Here is a 25,059-nt window from a genome sequence, read left to right as displayed (position 1 = left end):
ATTGTTGTACACGCCGACCTGTTCACGCTACCATCGGACAAAACAACAACGCAGGTGCCTCCCGTGAACAGTGAAACCAAACGCCCGCTTACCCTTCGTGATGTGTCCGAGGCTTCCGGAGTATCCGAGATGACGGTAAGCCGGGTTCTGCGTAACCGGGGGGATGTGTCTGACGCCACCCGCACCCGCGTTCTGGCCGCCGCCAAGGAGCTTGGCTATGTCCCCAACAAGATCGCGGGCGCATTGGCGTCCAGCCGGGTTAATCTGATCGCGGTGATCATCCCTTCGCTTTCGAATATGGTCTTCCCCGAGGTGATGACAGGCATCAATCAGGTGTTGGAAGACACCGAATTGCAACCGGTGGTCGGGGTAACCGATTATCTGCCCGAGAAAGAGGAGAAAGTGCTGTACGAGATGCTCTCGTGGCGGCCTTCCGGCGTGATCATTGCGGGGCTTGAACATACCGAGGCCGCGCGCGCCATGCTGGATTCGGCAGGTATTCCGGTGGTCGAGATCATGGACACGGATGGCAAGCCGGTGGATGCGATGGTGGGGATCTCACACCGCCGCGCGGGGCGCGAAATGGCACAGGCAATCCTGAAGGCCGGGTATCAGCATATCGGTTTCATGGGCACCAAGATGCCGCTGGATCACCGCGCACGGAAGCGGTTCGAGGGCTTTACCGAAGTTCTTGGCAAGCACGGGATCGAGATCGAGGATCGCGAGTTCTATTCCGGTGGATCGGCCCTGGCCAAAGGGCGCGAGATGACCCAGGCCATGCTGGAACGCTCACCCGAGCTGGATTTCCTGTATTACTCGAACGATATGATCGGGGCCGGTGGCCTGCTGTACCTGCTGGAACAGGGTATCGATATTCCGGGACAGATCGGCTTGGCCGGGTTCAACAATGTCGAGCTTTTGCAGGGCTTGCCGCGAAAACTCGCGACGATGGACGCCTGTCGTCTGGAAATCGGCCGCCAAGCTGCCCAGATCATCGCCGAACGTCTGGAAAATCCTGATACTGAGATCGAGACACGCGTTACTCTGACCCCCACGATCAGTTATGGTGACACGCTGAAACGGCGATGAACACATCCCTGAAAAGGCTCGACAACCGGACGGCCCGGGCGATCTTCATGGACCGGCACGTATTGGGTGAACAACCCTCAGGCTCGGCCAAAGGTTCCGCGCTTCTGGATCTGATCCACCGGCTTGGATTTGTTCAGCTTGATAGCATCAACACCGTTGCCCGTGCCCATGACATGATCCTGTTCTCGCGCAGGCCCGCCTATCGCAGCGCCGACCTAAAAAGGCTCTATGAAAGGGATAATGCGCTTTTCGAACATTGGACGCACGATGCGGCGGTGATTCCGATGAAGTTCTATCAGCATTGGCATCTGCGCTTTCAGCGGGATGCTGATATGTTGAAGGCGCGGTGGAAGAACTGGCGGCGGGATGGGTTCGAACAGCAGTTTGACACAGTCCTGCAACACATCCGCGACCATGGTGCGGTGTCGTCCTCGGATGTTGGCAAGGATGAAAAGAAGGGCTCGGGCGGATGGTGGGACTGGCACCCATCGAAAACCGCGCTGGAATATCTGTGGCGCTCGGGTGCCCTGACCGTCGTCGGTCGGGATGGGTTCCAGAAACGCTATGATCTGACAGAGCGCGTGATTGAAACACAGCTCTGCCCCGGCAACACGCCCTGTGATGCCGAGGCGACCGTGGATTGGCTGTGCAACGCCGCATTGGACCGGCTTGGATTTGCAACATCCGGAGAGTTGGCGGCTTTCTGGGACACCGTCAGCGCGGCTGAGGCAAAAGACTGGTGCGCGGCGTCGCTGGAAAGTGGCGATATTGAAGAAATCGAGGTCACCTGTGCCGATGGGCGCTTGCGCAAGGCATTCGCACGCCCAAATCTGACGACCGAAGTACCGCAGCCGCCAGGCCGCATTCGCGTGCTCAGCCCGTTTGACCCTATGCTGCGCGACCGCAGCCGGGCCGAGCGGCTGTTCGGCTTTCACTACCGCATCGAGGTTTTCGTCCCCGAGGCCAAACGAACCTATGGATACTACGTTTTTCCTTTGCTCGAGGGCGACCGTATGATTGGCCGTATCGATATGAAGGCCCACCGCGATCGTGACCTGCTGCATGTCAAAGCGCTCTGGCCCGAGCGCGGGGTGCGCTGGTCAGATGCCCGTACCCTACGCCTGAACGCCGAGCTGGACCGGGTGCGGCGACTGGCCGGTGTGGAACATGTGACTTTCGCCAAGGACTGGCTGAAAAACCCTAAATAGGGTCTATTCTGCGTCGGACAGGGACAATTTGATCGGTTCCAGCCCATCAATCTCACCTGTCAGAACATCCCCTGCAACGACTGGACCAACGCCAGCCGGCGTACCGGTCAGGATTAGGTCACCGGGGCGCAGGTGGTAAAAGCCGGACAGGTGCATGACAATCTCGTCGATCTTCCAGATCAGCTCCTCCAGGGTCGCGTTCTGGCGCAACTCTCCGTTTACGCTTAGCTGAATGCGTTTGTCATTCTCCGGGGTCCAGTCGGTGGCTGGTGTCAACGGGGCAAAGACCGCTCCGTATTCGACGTCCTTTCCCAGATCCCAGGGCCGCTGCTTGTTGCGCTCGCGGATTTGCAGATCACGGCGCGTCATATCCAGGGCGCAGCCATAGGCAAAAACGGCATCCCACGCCTGCGCGCTAGTGGCGCGAAACACTGGCTTTCCAATGGCCAATGCCAGTTCCATCTCATGATGGTAATTCTGGGTCCCGGCAGGATAAGGAACCGTCGCACCTGAGAGTACGGCGTTCGGGGCGGATTTGGTGAAGTAAAAAGGTGCCTCGCGATCCACCTCATTCCCCATTTCGGCGGCATGGGCTGCATAATTTCGACCGACGCAGAAGATCCGTCCAATGGGATATCCGGCCGCCGCGCCGACAACGGGGATGGTGATCGGGTCCGGAAGCGAAAAAAGGCTGTTTGGCATGATAATCCCTGAAGGTTGCGTAGCTGCCATATTACGTCTGCCAGACCCTCCAGCAAGCCCGGAAAACACGCTGTATTTCGCCAATCTCGAAGTGGTGTTTCAGCGTGAAACGGCTCAATTCTGACCTGATTGACTGACGCCGTGTCAAAAATTGGTTTCATCAGTTTTTATGGTCTCACCAGTACACAAACAGGTCGAAACAACTCTTGGCTCAGTCAAAAGCCGGGCAAAATCCTCAGGTGGTCAGGACCGCTCCGATTTCGGTGCGGTGTCATAATTCAGAACAGCAGCTTTGGTAAAGCATTCCACCAAAGTGACGTCGGCAAACCATAGGCTGACCCATTTACCGGTCGGCTAAGCCTAAATCAGTTTCGGAGAGTATAGGTGCAAGGCCCCTCCCCCAAGGGCCGAAAGACCCTGTTCAGAGCCACATCACAGGCTTTTCATATACTCCGAAGCACAGGCCGGACCGTCAGGTTTGACGTAACCGGTCTTGGGCCAGGCACCAACGACCAGTCCGGGTCTGGCCGCCCCGTCGGAGACTCCCCCTACAGTTTCCGGCGGGGTCACTGCCGAAGACATCTCATGCAGTGCCAATGATCAGGATTCGAGGTCCTTCAACTCGTTCAGCAGATCCAGCAGTAACTCATGCTTGTCCGGTCCAAGCTGAGATCGAATACGTTCCGCCTGGGCCGTGCTTGCAGCCAGATTGGCACGAATGATCTGAACCCCTTTTGTGCTGATCTCAACAACCTGACGTCGTCGGTCTGCCGGATGGCTGCGCCGCGTGATCAGTCCGCGGTTCTCCAGCTTTTGCAGAATGCGCGTCAGGCTTGGCAGCAACAGGCAGGCGCGATCGGCGATGTGGGTCGGCTCTTGCGGGCCTTCTTCATTCAACACCCGCAACACCCGCCACTGCTGTTCCGTGACACCAGCGTCAGCCAGCATTGCTCGAATGGGTCCCATAACCTTTTCCCGCGCCCGCAAAAGCGCAATGGGCAAAGATCGCGACGTCAGAGGGAGATCGTCGGTCATAAGAAAATTATCACCGAAATCCGGGATATAAGCAAGCAACCCGACACGCAGCAGCAGCGCCCGCACCCGAATTTGCACCGTCATGCGGGCCGATTTCGGGCTGGACAATTCAAAACGACCGTTGAAGATGCCATCGACATCCGCTTCTTGTCCTTCTCACCCCCTGCGGTCGAAATATGAGGTTTCAGCATGGCAGCCCCACAAAACGCATTCAAACAGGCTCTAATACAGGGCAAACTGCAGGTTGGCTGCTGGATGAGCTTTGCTGAATCCGTCACCGCCGAGATCATGGGAACCGCGGGTTTCGATTGGCTGGTGATCGATGGTGAACACGCACCAAATGATATCCGCTCGATCCGGGATCAGCTGACAGCTTTGGCCAGCAGCGCATCTCATCCCGTTGTGCGGGTTCCTGTCGGAGAGACCTGGCTGATCAAGATGGTTCTGGATGCTGGCGCCCAAACAGTACTGGTTCCGATTGTCGAAAGCGCCGCTCAGGCGCAGGACTTGGTCCGTGCCTGCCGTTATCCGCCGGACGGGGTGCGGGGTGTTGGTGCAGCGGCATCGCGCGCCACGATGTATGGGTCGACAAGCGACTATATCCAGACCGCAGATCAGGAAATCTGCCTGTTGTTGCAGGTGGAAACCCGCGCCGGATTGGCCGCGTTGGATGATATTCTTCAAGTCGAAGGTGTGGATGGCGTTTTCATTGGCCCTGCTGATCTGTCAACCGACATGGGGTACAAGGGCAACAGCGCCGCACCCGAGGTGCGCGAGGTCATCGCGGACGCCCTGGCCCGGATCAAGGCCGCAGGCAGAGCGCCGGGCATCCTTGCCACCAATGACGAAGCACGTCAGACCTATCTGGACATGGGCGCACAATTTCTGGCGGTCGGCATAGATGTGATGCTGCTGGCGCAAGCGGCTCGTGCGCTGGCCGCGCAATGGAAACCATCCTAAACAGTCAACTGCGCATGGCCGCAGCGGCCTGCGCATAGCCGCCCGAGGCTCCATCAACAAAATGCACATGGTCATCCCGCATGGCCGAGGGGACGATACATGTCATCATCGCCTCGTCCTGTGCGTGCAAACCGTATCTGATCTTCCCCCGGCGACGCGCCTCTTCAAGCAGGTGTTCGATTTGGCGCAACGTGTCCGGATCGCAGTCGAGCGTCATTTTCAGCCCGTCATCAAACTTTCGGTAATCGGCATTACTGCTGACCATATGTCTGTAATGGTCCGGCTCAAAGCGTCCCATCCGCAGGCCAGTTTTGAACAATACTGCGATCAACAGGTTCTGAACCAGCAGGACGAGTTTGTGCAAAACCACATGACGCCCGTTGCGCGACACATGAGCGTCGATGTCAAGGCCGGGTGGAGGCCACGCTATGGGCGGACCCTTTTCCGACACCGGATGGCCTGCGCGATCCAGTGTTTCAGACGCGGACAGGACGGATTGCGCAAGATCGGCAAAGTCCCGTTCGGTTGCTGACGGTGTGGGCTGTACGACCAGCGAAACGATCTGACCGTGACGGGCCGGGCTGTTGGACCACCTGCAAGACAGGCCTGTCAGATCCGGCTGCGCACCTGGCCCGGCGGGTGTGACCATATTTTTCCCGGCTTTCATCCCGGCCTCGGCCCAGGCCAGACCACCGCCGGAAAACATGGCGTAATCCACTCCGGTAGAGGGTGCATAGCGCGCAACGCGCAGATCCTTACCCGCTTTGCGAATATCAGCCACCGACACCAGCGCTGCCCGCAAAGGCATGGAGAATTCTTCATCTGCCCAGCGCCGCAAATCCGCCAGCGTAGTCCGGGCGGTTTCAGCTTTTCCGGGCGGGACAGCAAACCCCGCCCCATCGCCGCCAAAGACATATGGAAACAACGCGCCGTCCATTGCGTTGATCATGGCCGAAATTACCGCAGCGCCCACAGTATTGACAGTCTTGTACCGGCCCCGCGCAATTTCGCCCGTTGAATCGACAATATCAGCAACACCCAGAACCCAATCATCGGGCAGTTTTGAAAATTGCGCGGGGTCTGCCAGACGGGTAAAATCGCGCTGCAAGGGAAGGTTTTCGTAAAATGCGGACTGGAGGTCTTTCATGCTCCCCCTCGGAATCAGTGTTTTGACAAAGATAGCCGTAAGGCGAGCCATGTCCTGTCTTTGAAACAATATACACAGGCTTGTGCGTTGCATCACGGCGTGCCAAGCATTTCCCTCGGACGAGCAGGAAAGGGCTGAATATGCAGGCAGGTTTGGTGGTTTTATGCCTGGGCTATGTGCTCAGCCAGTTTTTCCGTGCTTTCCTTGCGGTTCTCAGCCTGGATCTGGAGCGTGACATTAGTGCCGCGCCCGAAGATCTGGCCTTTGCTTCCGGTCTTTGGTTTATCGTGTTCGCCGTCATGCAGATCCCGGTCGGATGGGCGCTGGACAGGATTGGGCCCCGCCTCACGTCCGCCGCGCTGCTTCTGGTGGGCGGGGCAGGTGGGGCGGCGGTTTTCGCAGCCGCAACAACGCCCCTGCACATCAGCATAGCCATGGGCCTGATCGGTGTCGGGTGCTCTCCGGTCCTTATGGCCTCCTACTATATCTTTGCACGCGAATACCCTCCGGCGCGGTTTGCTACATTAGCGGCCGTGATGCTGGGCGCAGGGTCCGTTGGAAATCTGGTGGCTTCTTATCCAACCGCGCTTGCCGTGGAATGGATGGGGTGGCGCGGTACGATGGTCGGGCTTGCCGCGGTGTCCGCCGCAATCGCATTGGGCCTTTGGCTGACTGTTCACGACCCTGCGAAGGTCGAAACAGAACACAAGGGATCGCTGCTGGATCTGCTGAAGGAGCCTGCCTTGTGGCTGATCCTGCCCCTGATGCTGGTTGCTTACGCCCCCGCTGCAGCGCTGCGCGGGCTGTGGGCCGGGCCGTACCTGAATGACGTTTTCGACCTCAGTTCCACTCAGATCGGCACCGCAACGCTGATCATGGGCTCGGCCATGATTGCGGGCACTTTTGTCTACGGACCACTGGACCGTATTTTTGGCACCCGGAAATGGGTGGTTTTCGCTGGCAACGCTTTGGGTTCAGTTGCGCTGGGCCTGCTCTGCCTGTGGATTGATAATGCAATATGGCTGTCCGTCCTGCTGATGGCCGTGATCGGCTTTACCGGTGCCAGCTTTCCGGTCATCATGGCTCATGGCCGGGCCTTCGTGCCTGCGCATCTGGTGGGGCGTGGTGTGACATTGCTGAATCTTTTCGGCATCGGCGGCGTTGGCATTGCTCAATTCGTCACCGGGCGTATTCACGCAGCCACCGTGCAAGACGGATCAACCGTGCCGTACACAGCAATATTCGGGTTTTTTGCGGTTACCCTTGCCATTGGTTGCGTGATCTATCTATTCAGCCGGGATAGTGTGGATTGACGCAGCCATCAGGAGAGTCCGTTGAACGACCCCGTTGTCATAGCCCCAAATCTGAAACGCAGACTTTCGGGCGTAACGGCGACCATAGCAAGGCTGGTTCCGCTGCAAGCGCAATGGATCGATATCGCCGCCACTGGTCCGGGTCTGCCCGCCGACACTCCGCACATCCCGCTGGGTCGACTGCCTTTCCTGTCGCGTCGTAAAAGGCGGGTCTGGCACGCACGCCGCAACACCGAGATGTTGCTGGGGCTCATCCTGCGCAATGTGTTCCGGTTGAAACTCAAAATGCTGTTCACAAGCGCGTCCCAAAGGCCGCACACAGGCTATACCAAATGGCTGATCGGCAAGATGGATGCTGTCGTTGCAACCTCGCGCAAAACCGCAGGGTATCTTGAACGAGACTCGCAGGTGGTAATGCATGGCATTAACCTCCAGGACTTTGTTCCACCTTCAGACAAGGCCACTGTCCGTGCCCGACTGGGGCTGCCGGATGGGGTACTGTTGGGGTGTTATGGCCGTATCCGACACCAAAAAGGCACGGATGCCTTTGTCGACGCCATGATTGACGTGTGCGGGCGGTTCGACACGGTGTCAGGCATCGTCATGGGCCGGGCAACCGAGAAACACACCGCTTTTCTGGCCGAACTGAAGACTAAAGTCGCCAAAGCTGGCTTGTCGGATCGCATCCTTTTCAAGCCCGAGGTGACCGTAGATCAGATTGCTGAATGGTATCAGGTTCTGGACCTGTTTGTTGCGCCACAAAGGTGGGAGGGATTTGGTTTGACCCCACTCGAAGCAATGGCCTGCGGTGTTCCGGTTGTAGCCACAGATGTCGGTGCGTTCTCCGAGATCATTACTGATCCATCCTTTGGCAAGGTGGTGGCCCCCGATGATGTTCCCGCCTTGGTCGAGGCGATTGCCCAGATGCTGAAATACAATGATTCCCTGTCACAAGCGGGTCAGGTATCCCGCGCCCATGTCGAGCAGAATTTTGACATTCAGGGCGAAGCAAAGACGCTGGTTGCGCTTTATGAACGACTTTTGAACGATTGAACCGCTTGAATTCGGCATCAGTCGTTGAAAACCCCGCTGATAGCCCTTTTTTCTTCGCCGCAACGCGGCTATGAACGCGCGTCCTTAACTTTGGAGACATGAAATGGGCTATCGCGTCGTAGTCGTCGGCGCCACGGGTAATGTGGGCCGCGAAATGCTGAACATTCTGGCTGAACGCCAGTTCCCGGTTGATGAACTTGCCGCACTGGCAAGCCGTCGCTCGCTGGGTACCGAAGTAAGCTTTGGCGACAAGACCCTTACGACCAAAGATCTGGACACGTTCGATTTCACCGGCTGGGACATGGCGCTGTTTGCCGTGGGTTCCGAGGCGACCAAAGTCTACGCTCCAAAAGCGGCGGCAGCGGGTTGTGTGGTGATCGATAACTCGTCGCTTTATCGCTATGACCCGGAGATTCCGCTGATCGTGCCGGAATGTAACCCGCAGGCGATCCACGACTACAAGAACAAGAACATCATCGCCAACCCCAACTGCTCGACCGCGCAGATGGTTGTCGCACTGAAGCCGCTGCATGACCGCGCCAAGATCAAGCGCGTTGTTGTGTCGACCTATCAGTCGGTTTCGGGTGCCGGCAAGGAAGGCATGGATGAGCTTTGGGATCAGACCAAGGCCGTCTACAACCCTACCACCGAAGTCGCACCGAAGAAGTTCCAGAAACAGATCGCCTTCAACGTCATTCCGCAGATCGACGTCTTCATGGAAGACGGCTCGACCAAGGAAGAGTGGAAGATGGTTGTCGAGACCAAGAAGATCGTCGATCCGTCGATCAAGGTCACCGCAACCTGCGTTCGCGTTCCGGTCTTCGTCGGCCATTCCGAGGCCGTGAATATCGAGTTCGAGGAATTTCTGGACGAAGACGAAGCCCGCGATATCCTGCGCGAAGCGCCGGGCATCATGGTGATCGACAAGCGCGAAGCCGGTGGCTACGTCTCGCCCATCGAGTGCGCAGGCGACTTTGCCACATTCATCAGCCGCATCCGCCAGGATTCGACCATCGAAAACGGTCTGAACCTGTGGTGCGTCAGCGACAACCTGCGCAAGGGTGCCGCCCTGAACGCGGTTCAGATCGCCGAACTGCTGGGCCGTGAGGTCCTGAAAAAGGGCTGACAATCCAGCCTTTGCAAAAACTAAAAAAGAAACCCGCTGTTTGATCAGCGGGTTTCTTTTTAGAAAGCCAAACTTGCGGAACAAGACTGGCTTTGTGCATCAAGCATTTGGAATGTTGATAATATATTCAAACTACAATATTCAACTTTTCTGATCCGATAAAGCGTTGGACTTACTAAAACACTATCTCGGTTAATTAAATGGTGAACCGCCGTGGCTCGAGCCTTTTTCGATAAGCTAGAAGCAATCTTACGTCCAACTCCCAAAATCCGTATCGAAAATTTCGAGCGCGACCCAAAAGTAAGCTACGTCTCATCTAATAGCCCATTGAGCCAAGGCCCGTTAGGTTCAGAAATCGCTCGAACAGGACGCCTAAACTCGAATGAGTTTGCCGCCTGCATTGAAGAACTCAATCTTCCTCATACTCACCATCGCAAGTATTGGGAGCTGGCTTTCATTTTACAAGCTTTGCGCGAACGCGACCTACTCCAGCCCGGAATCAAGGGCTTGGGTTTCGCAGTTGGTAAGGAAAGAATCCCTGCCTACCTCGCAGCGAAGGGCTGCGAAGTTCTAGCGAGTGATCTGGCTGACAACAACAAGGGTAATGAAGGTTGGGAGACAACTGGCCAATGGAGCGCATCAGTCGAAGATTTACTTTTCTCTGAGATCTGCTCAAAGGAATTATTTAAGAAGAGCGTCAAATTTCGCCCCATTGATATGAACGATATTCCCAGCGATATCTCAGGGTACGACTTTACCTGGTCCACGTGTTCTTTCGAGCACTGCGGTTCTCTCGAACTCGGAGTTCGTTTTTTGGAGAAACAGATGGACTGCCTGCGTCCCGGTGGGGTCGCTGTGCATACAACGGAATTCAACCTATCATCAAACACCCGGACGTCAAAAGGCGGAAAGACCGCAATCTATCGCCTACGTGACATTGAAGATGCTGTGAAACGCCTTCAATCCAAAGGACACAAAGTGGAGCCGTTGGATATTCGCTTAGGCGACGATCCACTTGATTTAACCGTGGACAGGCGCAAAGGGGATCCAAGACAGTACTCTGGCACCAAGCACATGCGATTGCTGATGAAGGGGTACGTTACAACTTCTATAGGCTTGATAATCACTAAGTCTACAAAGCCAGTGCTGCGTTAGTTTAAGAAACGCGCAATGAAATTGTGTTGAATAGACCCGAGAATTTTCGGCACCTCGGGTGGCAACCGTTAATCAGAAAGCAAGGACGACAAAACCTTGCATCTGGGCTCGAAGCGGACCTCCGGTAACTTACACAGACCCACTTTCATCACCCGTTCCTCTCTAGTGGAACCTTTAGGCTCATCAGTCCGAACGAAATGTTCAAATACCGGTCCTGAATTCGGAACATTCCCCCGACCAGTTGACAAATTCAGGCGTGCTTGCCAGCTAAGCACGGATCTGAACGCAACGGATGAGACAGAGCAGACAACAGGTGGTGCCCTGCACAGGGCATCAGAGGCAGAGCATGGGAAATTCGGCCAAACGCAGAATTGGAAGATACCTGATCACAGGATGTACAGGCATTCTGGTTGGGCTTATCCTCATCGGGTTTACCGGACAATTCCTGGCGGTCGGAGATTCCTTTGCGCTTTTCCGCCCGCAAGCTGGCGTTCTGCTTTTGCCGTGTGCCGCGATCCTGCTGTATATGCGCGCCAGATACCTTGCTTTGGTCACCCTGGCCTTTGCCGCTGTTGCTGTGGGATCAATCGCAACCAGTTTCGCCGCCCCGCCCAAGGACTGCGACGGTCCGTGTCTGACCCTGTATCAAAAGAACCTCATGAGCCGGGCGTGGCCCCGGTATTCGCTGGCCGACGACATCATTGCATCCGATGCTCAGATCGTGACGTTGCAGGAAGTCTCAAGTCACAACCGCGAATACATGAGCAACCTGTTCGAGCATTACCCCGAAAAGGTGATCTGTGAGTTCCGTCCCGAACAAAACGTTGCCATCCTGACAACTCTTCCGATTGTCGAAGGTTCCGAGTTCTGCCTGAAAGGCCACGGTCTTGTCGGATTGCAGGTCAAGGCCCCGGATGGGTCTTTGGTCTGGATCGTATCGATCCACCTGAAGTGGCCTTTTCCCTACGACCAATCAACCCAAAGCCGGATCATTGCAGAACGCATCGCAAAATTGGATGGCCCGGTTCTGATTGCCGGAGATTTCAACATGGTTCCCTGGGGTGCAAGCGTTCGGCGGATCGCAGCGGCAGCAGACAACCAGAGTTTTGGGGCCGTCCTGAATACTCATAATCTTGGCAGCTGGCACTTACCCTTGCCGATCGACAACCTTTTGTTCCCGAAAGGAACAACCGGAACGGTTGAGCTGCGCCCCTTCATGGGATCCGACCACTTCGGCAAATTCGCGCGGTTTCGTTTGGATTGATCCGCGAGGTCCCCGCTGCCTTGGTGGGCAAACCAGAACGCATGTTGCGATCTCAAGAAGGGTCTAGGTGTTATTTTCGATCAGCACTTTCAGATTATTCAACCCGCGCTCGTAATCGCCGCCAACCCATTTATCCATCATCAACCCCATCCAGCGGGACATGGGATTGAGCCCCAGATCGGATTCGAACCCCCAAGTCACGATGGTTGCGTCACCATCGGGTTTCAGTGTGAACGAAGCCGAGGCCGTGCCCATCTGCCCAAAGTCCAGATCTGTTTTGACCAGTTGATTTTCCACGCTTTCGACGATTTCCTGCGTACCGCTGCCAACCTGTGCGTGATCAGAGCTCCAGTTCAACTTGTTGCCGACACCTTCATCGGGGCCACTGTAGCTTAGTTTCGTCTCCGGATCGCGTGACAGCCAGGGGGACCATTTCTCAGTCGCTTGCATGGAATTCACAAACGGAAAGATCACTGCGGCCGGGGCGTCGATGGCGATGCTGCGGGACACTTCCGCCTTGCCGGGCAACACGTAAGAGACTGCGATGAACAGTAAAACAAGGAGGCACAACCCTGCGAGAAATCGCTTAAGCATCTTCATAGCAAGCTCCAAATTCAAACGTCATGAATGGAGTATACGAAATAACGGCTCTGAATCAGAGCCGTATTCCTCATCGTTTATTCACTATGAACTGTCGTCAGACCGGAACGAATTTCTTCTGTATGGGATCGTAACTCTCTAACCCGCCAGCGCCGATATCGGTCCACAACCCGTGCAGGCTCAGAGTGCCCTGTTCGACCGCTGACGAGATAAACGGGAACGTCATCAGGTTTTCAAGCGACGCGACAACCGATTGGCGTTCCAGCTGTCGGGCTTGTTCGAGGCTGTCTTCGATATCAGCGACAAGTTCGAATTTTGGTTTCAGAATGTCCATCCAGCGGCCGACAAAGCTTTCTTTTGCATCCAGTTGCGGCGCCTGACCCTTGCACATGTCGATACAGCCCTGAACGCCACCGCATTGCGAATGGCCAAGAACCATCAGATGCGCAACCTTGAGAGAAGTGACGGCGTACTCGATTGCTGCGCTGGTACCGTGATGATCGCCGTCCGGCGCATAGGGAGGCACCAGATTGGCGATATTGCGGTGGATAAAGAAATCGCCCTGATCCGCACCAAACATCGAAGTCACATGGACCCGGCTGTCGCAGCAGGAGATCACCATCGCCCGGGGCCGCTGCCCTTCATCTGCCAGCCGCTTGAACCAGACCTGGTTTTCCGAATACGTGGTCGCTTTCCAGCCGTGATACCGCGTGACCAGATAGCTCGGCAAAGGTTTGGCAAATTCCATTACGGTGTCCCCGTTCTTGTCGCTGATCGATCCTCTAAACCGAATTCTAGGAAAATTCGAGCAATTATCCGATTTCTCTGCAAGGTTTTGCAAAGGAATTTGCCACCAGTATCAAACCTGCGCCGTGGGGGCGTCAGAATTAGGGTGAATGTGGTGGAAAAAATAATCACGCTTGAACACAAGGAATCCGTCCGTCTGGATTCGGATCAATTAAGTGGCCTTTACCGTCAACTGGGCGACAAGAACGCGCTGGATGTGCTGTGCCGCACCATCGAAGAACTGGCAGTGCGCCTGTCGAACTGCGAACGCTTTTGGCGTCAGCGCAAGTGGGCCGACCTGCGCAAATGCGCAAGGTCGCTGGTCGCGATTTCCGAACAGGTCGGGATGACGGTTCTGGCCAGGGTTGCAGGTGACGTAGCGCAGGCCGTCGATGCCGGTGACGCGGTAGCAGCGGGCGCGACGCTGGGACGTCTGATCCGCGTTGGTGAGCGGTCGTTGACAGCCGTCTGGGACCAACAGAACCTTTCCGTCTGACAGGGGTTGCGGGCAGATTATGCGCGGCTAGTCTGTGCACAGAAACAATCTGCCGAGGCGCCCATGACTCTGTCCTTCGCCCCATCCTCTGACCCTTCCGTACCGCTTCATGTGATCGCGCAGCCGGATTTGGACGGCTGGCTTCTGGATCAGCCTGAGCGCGTGCAGTCCTGGGTCGCAGCAAACGGGTTTTCCGGCGCTCTGGGGCAGGCCCTGCTTGTGCCGGCAACGAACGGCGCAATTGAATTCGCGCTGGCTGGTTACGGAACCGAAGAAAAACGTGCGCGCAAACGGTTCCCCCTTGCCGCAGCGGCCATGGCGCTGCCGGAAGGCACTTACGGCATTGCTTCGGGCATTCCTGCGGATCTTTTGGAGATGGAGTGTCTTGGCTGGCTGATGACTGGCTATGTCTTCGATCGATACGCGTCCCAGACCGGAGGGTCAGCGGCATTGATTGCACCTGATGGCATCAACGCCACCCGTATCGAGGCCATGGCAAATGCCGAGGCTCTGACGCGCGATCTGGTCAACACGCCCACTTCGGACATGGGACCGGATCAGTTGCAGCAAGCGGTCGAGGTTCTGGCGAATGAGTTCGGCGCGTCTTGCAAGGTGATCACCGGCCATGCGCTGCTGGATCAGAATTTTCCCATGATTCACACAGTAGGACGGGCCGCGGCGCAGGCCCCCCGGCTGATCGAGTTGAACTGGGGCACCAGTGGCCCCAGACTGACACTAGTGGGCAAAGGTGTATGTTTCGACACCGGCGGGCTGAATTTGAAACCGGGCGCTTCCATGGGCCTGATGAAAAAAGACATGGGCGGCGCGGCCAATGTGCTGGGACTGGCGCGGATGATCATGGCGCTGGACCTTCCCCTGCAACTGCGGATTCTGATCCCGGCCGTTGAAAACGCAGTCTCAGGCAATGCCTTTCGCCCCGGTGATATCCTGACGTCACGCAAGGGCCTGACCGTTGAAATCAACAACACCGATGCCGAAGGGCGTCTGGTTCTGGCTGATGCGCTGACTTTGGCGGATGAAGGGAATCCCGATCTGGTGATCTCGATGGCGACGCTGACCGGTGCGGCGCGCGTGGCCGTGGGCCCTGATCTGGCACCGTTCTACACCGACGACGAAAGCTGCGCGCTGGCCTTGGCACAAGCGGCCAAAACTTCTGCCGATCCGGTCTGGAGAATGCCGTTTCACACACCCTACGAGGCGATGATCGAACCCGGCATTGCCGATCTGGACAATGCCCCCTCGGGCGGGTTTGCCGGGTCTATCACCGCCGCGCTGTTTCTGCGCCGGTTCGTAGGGTCTAGCCGCTATATCCATTTTGACATTTACGCGTGGCAACCCAGCAATGAACCCGGCCGCACAAAAGGCGGTCTGGGTCAGGGATCACGCGCGGTGCTGTCGGCCTTACCGGAGGTATTGGGATTATGACCAAGCGCCGCGTATCCAAACCGGTCGTCGACCTGTTGCGTGCTCCTGACGGGCCGCGTGATCGTCAATTGCTGCTGGGGGACACGGTTCACGTCAAAGAAAACCACGGCGGGTGGAGCAGGATCGTCGCAGAAAAAGACGGATATGCTGGTTGGCTGGAAACAGACCACCTGTCCGAGGAAATACCTGCAACGCATTGGATCAATGCGCCCGCAACACATGCATACTTGACCCCTGATATCAAAAGCCGCGATCTCGTGTCTCTGAGTTTCGGAAGTAAAATCCACGCGACTGCCGAAACGGATCGGTTTGTGCAGACCGAATTGGGTTTTGTCCCAAAGGTTCACATGGCCCCTATTGCAGAAAAACCGCACGATCCGGTTGCCGTGGCCGAGTTGTTCCTGGGTACGCCCTATCTGTGGGGCGGCAACAGCCGGTTCGGCATCGATTGTTCAGGGCTTGTTCAGGCCGCGTTGCTGGCCTGCGGTATTCCCTGCCCCGGCGATAGCGGCGATCAGGAACAAGCCTTGGGCGCTGCCCTGTCAGCTGGAACACCTGCGCAGCGCGGGGATTTGCTGTTCTGGAAAGGTCACGTGGCCTGGGTTTCGGGCGACAACATGATTTTGCATGCGAACGCCAGCCATATGGCGGTTGTGTACGAGCCGATGGACCGGGCGATCCAGCGCATTCAGGATCAGGGCGACGGGCCTGTTACAGCGCGAAAAAGGCTCTAATCCGGGTTTACGGCCCGGATGAGCTTGCGTTCCAGCACCCGCAGGACGGCTCGCAGATCGTGGCCGCGTTTCAGGATGCGGCCATCCATACCGATGACAGAGTACATCCCCTGCCGGGATTTCAGGCGCGGGTGCTTTTCGACGCGGTAGATCGGGTGCTCAGCAGTGCGCCGGAAGATCGAGAACACCGCCATGTCGCGCAGGTTTGAGATACCATAGTCCCGCCACTCTCCGGCGGCGACCATCCGTCCATAAACGGACAGGATTTGCGACATCTCGTGCCGGTCAAAGGCCACGGGCATCTGCGCTGCGCTTGCCGAAAACCGGTTGGGAGGCTGCATGTTCATACCGCCAGCCTTGCCGGAAATTATGTTTGAATCAAGCCTGATGCGCGGTTGTCCGGCATTTACAACACAAGTGTTACCGCCGACCAACCTGACGGCAGATCAGGATTACCGGCAGCAGGCCGACTGCCAGAATGACCAGTGAGGGCACGGCGGCACCCTCAAGCCTCTCATCCGAGGCAAGCCTGTATGCCTGTACGGCCAGTGTGTCGAAGTTGAACGGGCGCATGATCAGGGTGGCAGGCAATTCCTTCATTACGTCCACAAAGACGATCAACAGCGCAGTCAGCAGCGACGGTGTCAGAATGGGCAGGTGAACGCGCCGCAATGTTCCCAGCGGTGTTTGCCCCAACGACCGGGCCGCGGCATCCATATTGGCATGAACCGTGCTTTGCCCCCCTTCATATGCGCTGAGCGCGGCAGCAAGGAATCGCACCATGTAAGCGGCAACCAGCAACCAAATCGAGCCTGTAACCAACAACCCAGTCGATACATCGAAGGTCTGCCGCATCCAGGCATCCAGCGCGTTGTCAAAGCTGGCGAAAGGTACAATCAAGCCGACTGCGATGACGCCACCGGGCACGGCATATCCCAGCCGCGCCATGTAGGCCGTCGCAGACGACGCGCGCCCGGGTCTCAGACGTTGAAAGAACCCGACACAGATCGCCGCAAAGACAGTGACGACCGCGGCCGTGCCGGCAAGGGTCAGCGAGTTCTGGATGAAACCGATATAGCGCCGCGACAGCAGGTTCTGTTCCGATTCCAAACCCATCTCGACCAGTATGATAACGGGCAGCAGAAACCCGAAGATAACGGGTATCGTACATAACAAGAATGCCGCGACGGCGCGAAGACCGGTCAGATCTTCCGCCGGTTGGGCAGCATGTTTCTTTCCTGCCTGATAGTATTTTGCCTTACCGCGTTGGGTGCGCTCGGCCACAGCCATGATCAGTGCAAAGACAAGCAGGCACCACGCCAGCTGCGCCGCCGCCGCTCGGTCGGCCATGGAAAACCAGCTGGTGTAGATCCCGGTCGCAAAGGTCTGCACACCGAAATACGACACGGTTCCGAAATCGGCGATGGTTTCCATGATGGCCAGAAGCACGCCACCGGCGATTGCCGGGCGCGCCATCGGCAGCGAGACGCGCCGAAACGCCAGCCATGGGTTGTTGCCCAGCGCCCGCGCCGCCAGAAACGCCGTAGCACTTTGTTGCAGGAACGCAGCCCGTGCCAGCAGGTAGACATAGGGGTAAAGCACCAGAATCAGCATCACCGCCGCGCCCCCGGTCGAGCGGATTTCAGGGAACCAGTAGTCGCGCGGCCCCCAGCCCGTTACATCTCGCAAGGTGCTTTGAACAATACCCGGATGATCCAGAATAAAGGTGTACGCATAGGCGAGCACATACGCCGGAAAGGCCAACGGCAAGACCAGCGCGATCTCAAGGATCCTGACACCGGGAAAGCGGGTCATCGTCACCAACCAGGCAGCGCCCGTGCCGATACTGAACGTACCCGCCGCAACCAGAACCACAAGGATCAGGGTCGTCACGGTATAGCCGGGCAACACCGTGTCCATCAGGTGCGAGATCGTATCTGTTCCGCCGGTCACCGCTGCCAAGACCACGGCCACCATGGGCAGCAGGCACGCGGCAGCCACAAGATAGGCGACAGCGGCCAACAGCCGTGTGCCGCGTACACCGCGATTGCGTGATCCGTTTTCTGAATAGTCGATCTGGGCCATCATCCCGGCTTTTGATTGGCAAAGGCTTAGGGTCTGCCTTTAATCGACCAAAATGCTCGGAAACACCAGTGCGTCGGTCAACAAATCTGCGACACAAACTGCCGCAGACCTGATTTTCACTGCTATTCGTAGACGCGCTGATCCTCAATCACCAGCCCGTCTTTGGGCAGCGAGCCGGGAGCGACGACTTCGATTGCGCCTTTCAGTTTCAGCACTTCGGCCACCGATCTAGCATATGCCGTATCATCCCCGCCTGTGCTTTCGATCTGGACAGTCATCGAATCCATCTCGCCCTGACGGGTGGCAATGACTCGAGCCTTGACGATCTCTTCATGCTTGTCGACCAAAGCGGCAACCTGCTCCGGACGCACGAACATACCTTTGATCTTGGTTGTCTGATCTGCACGCCCCATCCAACCCTTGATCCGGGTGTTCGTGCGACCGCAAGGAGAAATTCCCGGCATCACGGCGGACAGGTCGCCCGTCGCAAAGCGGATCAGCGGGTAATCGGGGTTGAGTGAGGTTACCACGACCTCACCCACCTCACCCGGCGCCACCGGAGTTCCGGTTCCCGGTGTAACAATCTCGACAATCACGTGCTCGTCGATGATCATCCCGTCGATCGCGGCGCTTTCATAAGCAATATTGCCCAGATCCGCTGTCGCGTAACATTGCAGGCACGAGATACCCCGATCGGCATATTCCTGTCGCAAAGACGGGAACAAAGCGCCTCCGCCAACGGCGGCTTTCGAGAAATGCAGTGAAACGCCCATCTCGTCGGCTTTGTCCAGAATGACTTTCAGGTAATCCGGCGTGCCTGCATAGGCCGTACAGCCAACGTCGCGGGCGGCAGTCACCTGCAACTCGGTTTGTCCGGTTCCTGCGGGCAGAACAGCCGCGCCAACAGCGCGTGCGCCGTTTTCAAAAATCATACCGGCCGGGGTCAGGTGATACCCAAAACAGTTCTGGACGATGTCCCCTGCGCCAACACCCGCAGCATTCAGGAAACGGCCCATGCGCCACCAGTCGTGATCAGTGCTGCCCGGCTCATAGATCGGTCCGGGTGACTGGAACACATGATGGAAATGCCGCGCCGGTTTTACCGTAAATCCGCCAAACGGGGGGCGTTTGGCTTGTGCTCGGGTCAGATCCGATTTCCGCAGAACGGGCAATGTTGGCAAATCATCTGCTGACATTACATTATTAGTGTCTGATTCTGACAAATGCGACGCAAATCCAGGGGCCGACATCGCGCGTTTAATCTGCTCCACTAGTGCCCTGGCCTGATCCGAGGCGCGTTCGTCTGTCGAGCGTGTTTCGAGTGCGTCGAAATAGGTCATCGCCATATCCTCCATCCGCTCACAGCCACCTTTTGCGACGACGATAGGACCGCACATCGCGAAAGCTTTTGCGGCCCTCATCGGACATACCCAGGTAGAACTCTTTCACATCCGGGTTTTCGCGCAGGTCGGCTGCCGGGCCATCCATCACGACACGCCCGGATTCAAGAATGTAACCATAATGTGCAAAGCGCAGGGCGACGTTGGTGTTCTGCTCTGCCAGCAGAAAGGACACGCCCTCTTTTTCGTTGAGGTCCTTCACGATACTGAAAATCTCTTCGACCAGCTGCGGAGCAAGCCCCATTGAGGGTTCGTCCAGCAAAATCGTCTCGGGCCGCGACATCAACGCCCGCCCCATGGCAACCATCTGCTGTTCCCCACCCGATGTATAGCCTGCCTGCGACCGGCGGCGTTCCTTGAGCCGGGGAAAATATGCGTAAACCATCTCAAGATCCCGCTGGACTGCAGCAGCCCCGTCTTTTCGAGTATATGCGCCGGTCAGCAAGTTTTCCTCGACGGTCAAGTGCTCGAAACAGTGGCGGCCTTCCATCACCTGAATGACACCCTTTTCAACCAGATCGGCCGGATCGCTTTCATGCACGTTCTGGCCGCGATACTTGATCGAACCTTTGGTGACTTCTCCGCGTTCGGAATGCAGCAGGTTCGAAACGGCCTTGAGCGTGGTTGTCTTGCCCGCGCCATTGCCGCCCAGCAGTGCTGTGATGCCGCCCTTTGGAACGTTCAGGCTGACGCCTTTCAACACGAGGATCACGTGGTTGTAGATCACCTCGATATTATTGACCTCAAGCAGGGTTTCCGCCTGCACGTCAGTGGTTTGTGCCGCATCCAGCATCAGCGCGTTTCCTCATGCCTGCCCGTTCCGGGGCTGTTCGTGAGGAGCGGCAGGCGACCCGCCGCTCCGGTTGTCTGAACGCCCCGGATCACATCCGTGGCGCAACATGCCTTACTCGCAACGTGGCGAGATGCTGTTTTCGGTTGCGTAGGCACCGGAATCTTCATCGATCAACGCGCCGATAACTTCGGCATCTGTCGGTTTGAAGTCCTGTACCGGGTTCCAGGCGCCAGTCGCCGCATCCCACTGAACAACACCGACAAGGCCTGGGCCGCCGTGGTTCTCGCAGGAGACCGAGAATTCAGGGCCGAACCCGGACATGCCAAGAGCTTCCATCTTGGCGTTGGTCATTTCCAATGCTTCCATGCCATCGCGCATCATCGACGCGTCGATATCAGCGGTTCCGTGCATCGCCTGCGCCGTTTTCACAGCCTCGGCTGCCAGCATGGCGGCATAAAGACCACGGTTGTACTGAACTGTACCCAGCTGATCGCCGGCACCTGCAGCCTTGCCCGAGTCAACGACGTACTTTTTCAGGTCGTCATAGACAGGATAGTCCATGCCAAGGCCAGTAAAGGTCAGCGCCTTGTAACCGGTCGCTTTTTCCCCAGCAGGCTGAACGTCGAATTCCGCGCCCGACCACCAGACACCGATGAAGTTTTCCATCGGGAAACGGATGTTGGCCGCTTCCTGAACCGCAACCTGGTTCATGACGCCCCAGCCCCACATGATGACATAGTCAGGCTTTTCGCGGCGAATTTGCAGCCATTGCGACTTCTGCTCCTGGCCCGGGTGATCAACCGGCAGCAAGGACAGCTCATACCCATGCTTTTCAGCCAGAGTTTCCAGCGTCCGGATCGGTTCCTTGCCATAGGCCGAGTTGTGATAGACCAGCGCAATCTTCTTGCCGCTCAGGTCACCGCCATTTTCATCCAGCAGATAGTTGATCGCACCGGACGCACCGTTCCAGTAGTTGGCCGGATAGTTGAACACATGGCTGAACACTTTGCCGTTCGCAGCCGAGGTCCGGCCATACCCCATCGTGTGCAGAGGAATGCCGTCTGCGGTCACTTTGGGGATCAGCTGATAGGTGATACCGGTCGACAGCGGCTGATACACCAGCGCGCCTTCACCTTTGGTGGATTCATAGCATTCCACGCCTTTTTCGGTGTTATACCCGGTTTCGCATTCGATCACGTTTGCTGGTACACCGCCAATGCCACCGTCCCGCTCGTTCAGAAGCGTGAAATAGTCGGCGTAACCGTCCGCGAATGGAATACCACCGGCCGCATAGGGCCCGGTTCGATAGCTGAGCGACGGGAACACAAGATCCGCCATCGCAGGTCCTGCCGCCATCAGGGCGCTCAGCGCCACGGTTGCCAGTTTCTTGTTCATCGGGTGTCTCCTCCCTTGATTGATCCGATATTGAGTTCGGGCTTGATCACCCGTCTTTATGATTGGGCCAGCCCTCAGTGCGGGAACGGCCAGAGTCTGAGTTTCTCTTTCGCCACGCGCCACAACTGTGCAAGACCGTGGGGTTCCAGGATCAGGAACATGATGATCAGCGCGCCCACGATCACCAGCTGAAGATGGGCAACGATATCGGTCGGCCAACCCAGAAGATCGACGCCAACCAGTTTGAGCAGAACCGGCAGCAGCACGAGGAAGGCCGCCCCGGCAAAAGACCCGAAAATCGAGCCTAATCCTCCGATAATCACCATAAACAGCACCAGGAATGACTTCTGAATGCCGAATGCTTCGCCCACCTCGACCGCGCCAAGATAGACGGCAAAGAACAAGGCCCCTGCGATGCCCACAAAGAACGAGCTTACAGCGAAAGCGCTGATCTTGGCTTTCAGCGGGTTCACCCCGATGATTTCGGCGGCGATATCCATGTCGCGGATCGCCATCCATGTCCGCCCGGTCGTGCCGCGGGTCAGGTTGCGCGCAATAATCGCGCTAAAGGTCAGGAAGATCAGGCAGAACAGGTAGGTCGCCCAGGCCGGGGCGTTCGGGCCCGAGATGATAATGCCGAACACGTCACGCTCGGGCGCGTTGATCTGACCCGAGGCCGAGTAGTTGTAAAACCACGGCACCCGGTTGAACAGCCAGACCAGAAAGAACTGTGCCGCAAGCGTAGCCACCGCCAGATAGAACCCCTTGATCCGCAGGGAAGGCAGGCCGAACAAGACGCCTACAATCGCTGTGATACCACCAGCCAACAGGACATGAATGAACATGCTGACATCTGGAAATGCGGTCATCAACTTGTAGCAGGCATAAGCACCCACCGCCATGAAACCGCCTGTACCAAGGCTGACCTGCCCGCAATAGCCCACGAGTATGTTCAATCCGATCGCCGCGATGGCATAGATCAGAAAGGGCAGCAGCAGGGCGTTTGCCCAATAGTCGTTGATGATGAACGGAATGATCCCAAACGCCACCGCCAGAACGACATAGTACCGGTACCGGTCGAACTTGATCGGGAAAGTCTGGCTGTCATCCACGTAGGAGGTTTTGAAATCTCCGGCCTCACGATAGAACATCTGTTACTTTCCCCATTCTTCCTGCGCCCGGTTTCGGGTCGCGGCGTCCAGCTGGCTGGACCCTTTGGCATATCCGCTCGCCTCAGAGGCGCGCACGAGTTTCAGGTAGGCCAGAACACCCATGATCAGACCGGCAAAGGCCAGGATCGCGGCAATCGTCAGCTGACTGTCAGTCAGGTCATTCGAAGTCAGCGCGATATATCCAAAGGCCCAGAACCCCGCCCATGCGATCACATTGATGATGGCGATCAGCTTGGTCATGCGTTACACCCTCTCGATGATCTTCTCGCCGAACAGACCCTGCGGTCTAAACACCAGGAAGATCAGCGCCAGCACATAGGCGAACCAGTTTTCGGTCGCGCCGCCGACCAGCGGGCCAACCGAGAATTCGAACAGCTTCTCGCCCACACCGATGATCAGTCCGCCGACGATGGCACCGGGGATCGAGGTGAACCCGCCCAGCATCAACACCGGCAGCGCCTTGAGTGCGATCAGCGACAGCGAGAACTGCACGCCCGATTTGGTGCCCCACATGATCCCCGCGACCAGCGCCACGAACCCGGCCACCGACCAGACCATGACCCAGATGAAGTTGAGCGAGATCCCGACCGAAAGTGCCGCCTGATGGTCATCTGCCACAGCACGCATGGCCCGGCCCTGTTTTGTGTACTGGCTGAAGGCCACCAGCGCCGCCACCAGAAGCGCCGCAATTACGGTTGCCACGATGTCGAGGTTGTCGATGAAGAAGCCATAGCCGAAGATGTTAAAGGTGACCTCGTCGATCCACAGGTTGATGCCCTGCGGCAGACCCACATCCAGCGTCTTGATCTCGGATCCCCACATCAGGTCGGCCACACCTTCAAGGAAATAGGCCAGACCGATCGTGGCCATGAACAGGATGATCGGCTCCTGCCCAACCAGATGTCGCATGACAAAGCGCTGCACACACCAGGCCAGCAGAACCATCACACCCATTGTCAGGATGATCGCCAGCAGGGCGGGGATGTTCCAGCCGAAGTTATAGACATGAGTGCCGAAGGTCGCGTTGATCAAATGCGCGAAAGGCACCTGCCCGTTCATGATCCCGACCAGTGTCATCGCCGCAAACAGGGCCATAACCCCTTGCGCGTAATTGAAAATCCCGGATGCCTTGTAGATCAGCACAAAGCCCAGCGCGACCAGCGCATAAAGCACCCCGGCCATCAGACCGTTAAGGATGACCTCCGTGGCAAAGATTAACTGCTCAGGCATATGTGCCTCCCCGGATATCTGCTTTGGTCTCAGTCATGGCTGACCCCCAGATAGGCGTCGATGACTTCCTGATTGTTGCGCACCTCGTCGGGTGTACCGTCACCAATCTTTTTTCCGTAATCCATCACGACCACGCGGTCGCTCAGGTCCATCACCACGCCCATATCGTGTTCGATCAGGGCGATGGTGGTGCCGAATTCGTCATTCACGTCGAGGATAAAGCGGCTCATGTCCTCTTTCTCTTCAACGTTCATGCCCGCCATCGGTTCATCCAGCAGCAAGAGCTTTGGTTCTGCCGCCAGAGCACGCGCAAGTTCCACCCGCTTTTTCAACCCGTATGGAAGGCGCGACACGGGCGTTTTTCGGATGTGCTGGATTTCAAGGAAATCGATGATCTTCTCGACCGCCTCACGGTTTTCAACCTCTTCCGCCTCGGCCTTTCCCTTCCACCAGGCCTGCTGGAGGATGTTGGTCTGCATGAAATTCAAACGCCCTGTCATGACGTTGTCCAAAACGCTCATCCCCTCGAACAGGGCGATGTTCTGGAACGTCCGCGCGATCCCCTGCTGCGCCACCTCAAAGGGCCGCATCGCTGGGCGTTTTGATCCGTGGAACCAGACCTCGCCCTCCTGCGGGACATAGAACCCCGAGATGACGTTCAGCATCGATGATTTTCCGGCCCCGTTCGGCCCGATGATGGCGCGAATCTCACCCTCGCGAATATCGAACGAGATATCCTTGATCGCCACGACGCCGCCAAAGCGCAGAGTGATGTTCTTCATCTCCATCACCACGCCGCCGATCTTGCGACCGTCTTCGGTGACATATCCTTCGGCGTTATCCAGCATCAGTCACTCCCTGACTTGCGCA

The 25,059-nt window shown here is 57.2% G+C and carries 25 protein-coding genes; 11 read left to right on the top strand and 14 right to left on the bottom strand.

Annotated elements, in window-relative coordinates; genetic code table 11:
- The first annotated feature begins 63 nt into the window (after positions 1-63).
- Both ACR0BF_RS10160 and ACR0BF_RS10155 read left to right on the top strand, forming a co-directional pair.
- Positions 64-1,089, top strand: coding sequence for a LacI family DNA-binding transcriptional regulator (locus ACR0BF_RS10160; RefSeq protein ID WP_267366879.1), 1,026 nt, complete (start codon positions 64-66; stop codon positions 1,087-1,089).
- Positions 1,086-2,297: a winged helix-turn-helix domain-containing protein gene (locus ACR0BF_RS10155; protein WP_480624826.1), complete on the top strand. Its 1,212-nt coding sequence runs from the start codon at positions 1,086-1,088 to the stop codon at positions 2,295-2,297. Before ACR0BF_RS10160 ends, ACR0BF_RS10155 begins: the two co-directional genes overlap by 4 nt.
- A 3-nt stretch (positions 2,298-2,300) precedes the next feature.
- Here the strand turns inward: ACR0BF_RS10155 and ACR0BF_RS10150 are convergent, their stop codons facing one another.
- Both ACR0BF_RS10150 and hpaR read right to left on the bottom strand, forming a co-directional pair.
- Positions 2,301-2,999 carry a fumarylacetoacetate hydrolase family protein gene (locus ACR0BF_RS10150; RefSeq protein WP_480624825.1) on the bottom strand — a complete coding sequence of 233 codons (699 nt, stop codon included), beginning with the start codon at positions 2,997-2,999 and terminating at the stop codon, positions 2,301-2,303.
- Between the two features lie 600 nt (positions 3,000-3,599).
- Entirely contained in the window at positions 3,600-4,034 is a 435-nt protein-coding gene (gene hpaR / locus ACR0BF_RS10145; RefSeq protein ID WP_480482410.1) for a homoprotocatechuate degradation operon regulator HpaR, read from the bottom strand.
- Between the two features lie 189 nt (positions 4,035-4,223).
- On the opposite strand from hpaR, the gene ACR0BF_RS10140 reads away from it, so the two are divergent.
- Positions 4,224-4,994 carry an HpcH/HpaI aldolase family protein gene (locus ACR0BF_RS10140; protein ID WP_480518138.1) on the top strand — a complete coding sequence of 257 codons (771 nt, stop codon included), beginning with the start codon at positions 4,224-4,226 and terminating at the stop codon, positions 4,992-4,994.
- A gap of 4 nt (positions 4,995-4,998) precedes the next feature.
- Here the strand turns inward: ACR0BF_RS10140 and ACR0BF_RS10135 are convergent, their stop codons facing one another.
- A complete protein-coding gene (locus ACR0BF_RS10135; protein WP_480624824.1) occupies positions 4,999-6,141 on the bottom strand; it encodes a DUF3095 domain-containing protein in 1,143 nt (380 codons plus the stop codon).
- Between the two features lie 140 nt (positions 6,142-6,281).
- On the opposite strand from ACR0BF_RS10135, the gene ACR0BF_RS10130 reads away from it, so the two are divergent.
- From ACR0BF_RS10130 to ACR0BF_RS10110, 5 genes are all read left to right on the top strand, one after another.
- Positions 6,282-7,454 carry an MFS transporter gene (locus ACR0BF_RS10130; RefSeq protein WP_480474323.1) on the top strand — a complete coding sequence of 391 codons (1,173 nt, stop codon included), beginning with the start codon at positions 6,282-6,284 and terminating at the stop codon, positions 7,452-7,454.
- 21 nt (positions 7,455-7,475) lie between these two features.
- Positions 7,476-8,507: a glycosyltransferase family 4 protein gene (locus tag ACR0BF_RS10125; protein WP_480624823.1), complete on the top strand. Its 1,032-nt coding sequence runs from the start codon at positions 7,476-7,478 to the stop codon at positions 8,505-8,507.
- A 103-nt stretch (positions 8,508-8,610) separates the two neighbouring features.
- Complete coding sequence (locus ACR0BF_RS10120; RefSeq protein WP_480474325.1) at positions 8,611-9,633, top strand: aspartate-semialdehyde dehydrogenase; 1,023 nt, start codon at positions 8,611-8,613, stop codon at positions 9,631-9,633.
- 213 nt (positions 9,634-9,846) lie between these two features.
- Positions 9,847-10,788: a class I SAM-dependent methyltransferase gene (locus tag ACR0BF_RS10115; RefSeq protein ID WP_480482420.1), complete on the top strand. Its 942-nt coding sequence runs from the start codon at positions 9,847-9,849 to the stop codon at positions 10,786-10,788.
- A gap of 346 nt (positions 10,789-11,134) precedes the next feature.
- A complete protein-coding gene (locus ACR0BF_RS10110; protein WP_480624822.1) occupies positions 11,135-12,052 on the top strand; it encodes an endonuclease/exonuclease/phosphatase family protein in 918 nt (305 codons plus the stop codon).
- Between the two features lie 63 nt (positions 12,053-12,115).
- Here the strand turns inward: ACR0BF_RS10110 and ACR0BF_RS10105 are convergent, their stop codons facing one another.
- Both ACR0BF_RS10105 and ACR0BF_RS10100 read right to left on the bottom strand, forming a co-directional pair.
- A complete protein-coding gene (locus ACR0BF_RS10105) occupies positions 12,116-12,652 on the bottom strand; it encodes an SRPBCC family protein (protein WP_480624821.1) in 537 nt (178 codons plus the stop codon).
- Between the two features lie 97 nt (positions 12,653-12,749).
- Positions 12,750-13,400: a carbonic anhydrase gene (locus ACR0BF_RS10100; protein WP_480474329.1), complete on the bottom strand. Its 651-nt coding sequence runs from the start codon at positions 13,398-13,400 to the stop codon at positions 12,750-12,752.
- A 144-nt stretch (positions 13,401-13,544) separates the two neighbouring features.
- Between ACR0BF_RS10100 and ACR0BF_RS10095 the strand changes: the two genes are divergently transcribed.
- The 3 genes from ACR0BF_RS10095 (at position 13,545) to ACR0BF_RS10085 (ending at position 16,114) form a co-directional block, all read left to right on the top strand.
- On the top strand, positions 13,545-13,934 hold the full coding sequence (locus ACR0BF_RS10095; protein ID WP_480554433.1) for a hypothetical protein: 390 nt from the start codon (positions 13,545-13,547) through the stop codon (positions 13,932-13,934).
- Positions 13,935-13,997: 63 nt separating this feature from the next.
- Entirely contained in the window at positions 13,998-15,380 is a 1,383-nt protein-coding gene (locus tag ACR0BF_RS10090; protein WP_480624820.1) for a leucyl aminopeptidase family protein, read from the top strand.
- Complete coding sequence (locus tag ACR0BF_RS10085) at positions 15,377-16,114, top strand: C40 family peptidase (protein WP_480624819.1); 738 nt, start codon at positions 15,377-15,379, stop codon at positions 16,112-16,114. Before ACR0BF_RS10090 ends, ACR0BF_RS10085 begins: the two co-directional genes overlap by 4 nt.
- Here the strand turns inward: ACR0BF_RS10085 and ACR0BF_RS10080 are convergent.
- The 9 genes from ACR0BF_RS10080 to ACR0BF_RS10040 all read right to left on the bottom strand — a co-directional run bounded on the left by ACR0BF_RS10080 (position 16,111) and on the right by ACR0BF_RS10040 (position 25,037).
- On the bottom strand, positions 16,111-16,461 hold the full coding sequence (locus ACR0BF_RS10080; protein WP_480474332.1) for a DUF2794 domain-containing protein: 351 nt from the start codon (positions 16,459-16,461) through the stop codon (positions 16,111-16,113). The two genes, ACR0BF_RS10085 and ACR0BF_RS10080, sit on opposite strands and share 4 nt — an antisense overlap.
- A gap of 73 nt (positions 16,462-16,534) precedes the next feature.
- Complete coding sequence (locus ACR0BF_RS10075) at positions 16,535-18,199, bottom strand: ABC transporter permease (RefSeq protein WP_480606720.1); 1,665 nt, start codon at positions 18,197-18,199, stop codon at positions 16,535-16,537.
- A 122-nt stretch (positions 18,200-18,321) separates the two neighbouring features.
- Positions 18,322-19,539 carry a phenylacetate--CoA ligase family protein gene (locus ACR0BF_RS10070; protein WP_480606718.1) on the bottom strand — a complete coding sequence of 406 codons (1,218 nt, stop codon included), beginning with the start codon at positions 19,537-19,539 and terminating at the stop codon, positions 18,322-18,324.
- A 19-nt stretch (positions 19,540-19,558) separates the two neighbouring features.
- Positions 19,559-20,392, bottom strand: coding sequence for an ABC transporter ATP-binding protein (locus tag ACR0BF_RS10065; protein ID WP_480474334.1), 834 nt, complete (start codon positions 20,390-20,392; stop codon positions 19,559-19,561).
- A 111-nt stretch (positions 20,393-20,503) separates the two neighbouring features.
- The gene (locus ACR0BF_RS10060; protein WP_480474335.1) at positions 20,504-21,787 is read right to left on the bottom strand and encodes an ABC transporter substrate-binding protein; all 1,284 of its coding nucleotides are present in this window, start codon (positions 21,785-21,787) and stop codon (positions 20,504-20,506) included.
- Positions 21,788-21,861: 74 nt separating this feature from the next.
- A complete protein-coding gene (locus ACR0BF_RS10055; protein WP_480482437.1) occupies positions 21,862-22,938 on the bottom strand; it encodes a branched-chain amino acid ABC transporter permease in 1,077 nt (358 codons plus the stop codon).
- A gap of 3 nt (positions 22,939-22,941) precedes the next feature.
- The gene (locus tag ACR0BF_RS10050; protein ID WP_209506939.1) at positions 22,942-23,199 is read right to left on the bottom strand and encodes a hypothetical protein; all 258 of its coding nucleotides are present in this window, start codon (positions 23,197-23,199) and stop codon (positions 22,942-22,944) included.
- Positions 23,200-23,202: 3 nt separating this feature from the next.
- Positions 23,203-24,189 carry a branched-chain amino acid ABC transporter permease gene (locus tag ACR0BF_RS10045; protein ID WP_267363929.1) on the bottom strand — a complete coding sequence of 329 codons (987 nt, stop codon included), beginning with the start codon at positions 24,187-24,189 and terminating at the stop codon, positions 23,203-23,205.
- 29 nt (positions 24,190-24,218) lie between these two features.
- Positions 24,219-25,037 carry an ABC transporter ATP-binding protein gene (locus ACR0BF_RS10040; protein WP_480474340.1) on the bottom strand — a complete coding sequence of 273 codons (819 nt, stop codon included), beginning with the start codon at positions 25,035-25,037 and terminating at the stop codon, positions 24,219-24,221.
- Positions 25,038-25,059: the final 22 nt, after the last annotated feature.

Source organism: Ruegeria sp. AG7, from assembly GCF_056541545.1.
Note: the sequence above shows the minus strand (reverse complement) of the source record. Positions and strands in the feature narration are given on the sequence as shown.

Coding starts and splice junctions, on each gene's coding strand:
- ACR0BF_RS10155 (WP_480624826.1), top strand. CDS start 1,086: ATGAACACATCCCTGAAAAGGCTCGACAACCGGACGGCCCGGGCGATC.
- ACR0BF_RS10150 (WP_480624825.1), bottom strand. CDS start 2,999: ATGCCAAACAGCCTTTTTTCGCTTCCGGACCCGATCACCATCCCCGTT.
- hpaR (WP_480482410.1), bottom strand. CDS start 4,034: ATGACCGACGATCTCCCTCTGACGTCGCGATCTTTGCCCATTGCGCTT.
- ACR0BF_RS10140 (WP_480518138.1), top strand. CDS start 4,224: ATGGCAGCCCCACAAAACGCATTCAAACAGGCTCTAATACAGGGCAAA.
- ACR0BF_RS10135 (WP_480624824.1), bottom strand. CDS start 6,141: ATGAAAGACCTCCAGTCCGCATTTTACGAAAACCTTCCCTTGCAGCGC.
- ACR0BF_RS10130 (WP_480474323.1), top strand. CDS start 6,282: ATGCAGGCAGGTTTGGTGGTTTTATGCCTGGGCTATGTGCTCAGCCAG.
- ACR0BF_RS10120 (WP_480474325.1), top strand. CDS start 8,611: ATGGGCTATCGCGTCGTAGTCGTCGGCGCCACGGGTAATGTGGGCCGC.
- ACR0BF_RS10110 (WP_480624822.1), top strand. CDS start 11,135: ATGGGAAATTCGGCCAAACGCAGAATTGGAAGATACCTGATCACAGGA.
- ACR0BF_RS10105 (WP_480624821.1), bottom strand. CDS start 12,652: ATGAAGATGCTTAAGCGATTTCTCGCAGGGTTGTGCCTCCTTGTTTTA.
- ACR0BF_RS10100 (WP_480474329.1), bottom strand. CDS start 13,400: ATGGAATTTGCCAAACCTTTGCCGAGCTATCTGGTCACGCGGTATCAC.
- ACR0BF_RS10090 (WP_480624820.1), top strand. CDS start 13,998: ATGACTCTGTCCTTCGCCCCATCCTCTGACCCTTCCGTACCGCTTCAT.
- ACR0BF_RS10085 (WP_480624819.1), top strand. CDS start 15,377: ATGACCAAGCGCCGCGTATCCAAACCGGTCGTCGACCTGTTGCGTGCT.
- ACR0BF_RS10080 (WP_480474332.1), bottom strand. CDS start 16,461: ATGAACATGCAGCCTCCCAACCGGTTTTCGGCAAGCGCAGCGCAGATG.
- ACR0BF_RS10075 (WP_480606720.1), bottom strand. CDS start 18,199: ATGGCCCAGATCGACTATTCAGAAAACGGATCACGCAATCGCGGTGTA.
- ACR0BF_RS10070 (WP_480606718.1), bottom strand. CDS start 19,539: ATGACCTATTTCGACGCACTCGAAACACGCTCGACAGACGAACGCGCC.
- ACR0BF_RS10065 (WP_480474334.1), bottom strand. CDS start 20,392: ATGCTGGATGCGGCACAAACCACTGACGTGCAGGCGGAAACCCTGCTT.
- ACR0BF_RS10060 (WP_480474335.1), bottom strand. CDS start 21,787: ATGAACAAGAAACTGGCAACCGTGGCGCTGAGCGCCCTGATGGCGGCA.
- ACR0BF_RS10055 (WP_480482437.1), bottom strand. CDS start 22,938: ATGTTCTATCGTGAGGCCGGAGATTTCAAAACCTCCTACGTGGATGAC.
- ACR0BF_RS10050 (WP_209506939.1), bottom strand. CDS start 23,199: ATGACCAAGCTGATCGCCATCATCAATGTGATCGCATGGGCGGGGTTC.
- ACR0BF_RS10045 (WP_267363929.1), bottom strand. CDS start 24,189: ATGCCTGAGCAGTTAATCTTTGCCACGGAGGTCATCCTTAACGGTCTG.
- ACR0BF_RS10040 (WP_480474340.1), bottom strand. CDS start 25,037: ATGCTGGATAACGCCGAAGGATATGTCACCGAAGACGGTCGCAAGATC.